Origin of the sequence: Citrobacter sp. wls714, from assembly GCF_005281025.1 — a bacterium.
Lineage (GTDB): Bacteria > Pseudomonadota > Gammaproteobacteria > Enterobacterales > Enterobacteriaceae > Citrobacter > Citrobacter werkmanii.
In genome coordinates, this window is record NZ_SZWZ01000013.1 from 1 (window position 1) to 973 (window position 973).

The following is a 973-nucleotide window of genomic DNA, read 5'->3' on the forward strand; positions in this document are numbered from 1 at the left end:
TCTTTCTAAAAGGTAAAAACGCTATGAATAATCCGTCAGTTATTCCTGCCTTCGACTTCCGCGAAATGGTTACGACACTCGACAACAAGATAATCACCACATCGTTAAAAGTGGCTAACTATTTTGGTAAACGACACAAAGACGTTCTGCGAGCCATCAGAAACCTTAAATGCTCCGATGATTTTACCAAGCGCAATTTTGCGCCCATTGATTTCATTGATAAAAATGGCGATGTTCAGCCGATGTATAACATCACCCGCGATGGATGCATGATGCTCGTGATGGGATTTACTGGCAAAACCGCCGCCGCAGTTAAGGAGTGTTACATCAATGCCTTTAACTGGATGGCTGAGCAACTTAGCAGAAGAGTTGCCTTGGGTGAGGAAATGCAGCACCGTTACGCCATCAAAGAAACTCGATCCAAGTTGAAAGGCACAATCGGCAGCCGGTTGATGAACGAACGGAAGAAAGAGAAGCGCGTCCTGGCACTGGAGCATGAGCACATCATGCAGGTGACGCAGCCAGAATTGCTGATTGGCTGACTCTGGGTATCACAAAGATCATCTTTTGATGGGCTTGATAATGCCATAGCGTTTCAAAAGCGCCAATTGCATAGCCAGACAAACGGTTTTAACGATCTGGTTGATTGATGGTGCGCAAGCAATAAATAAAGAAATATCTAATACTGAGAACATGTTACCTCCTATAGAAACGAGGGAGGCGAATTCCTCCTTCTATTGTAGTTTCTAAAGGCATGCGCAGGATATCCAACACTGTTTGGCTGAAGATACCGATGGTTAATTAGTATCTCGCTCTGTTGACAAATTGAGTAGAATGCTCGGAATAACAAATCAGCAGGGATTAACATGACTGTTTTAATGATTGCGGTAATGGCGTTGGCTATAGCTGTCTGGCATGAGATAAATAGGTTTCCAGCAACAAACAAAATGAATCGCCACAGATAATCTAGACA

Annotated in this window: 1 protein-coding gene; it reads left to right on the forward strand. The window is 43.6% G+C overall.

Features of this window, described 5'->3' with window-relative positions; all coding sequences use genetic code 11:
* The first annotated feature begins 23 nt into the window (after positions 1 to 23).
* Positions 24 to 542 carry a Rha family transcriptional regulator gene (locus FDX11_RS01600; protein WP_126956163.1) on the forward strand — a complete coding sequence of 173 codons (519 nt, stop codon included), beginning with the start codon at positions 24 to 26 and terminating at the stop codon, positions 540 to 542.
* Positions 543 to 973 lie beyond the last annotated feature (431 nt).

Excerpts from the sequence above, each read along its gene's own strand:
- FDX11_RS01600 (WP_126956163.1), top strand. The coding sequence starts at position 24 with ATGAATAATCCGTCAGTTATTCCTGCCTTCGACTTCCGCGAAATGGTT.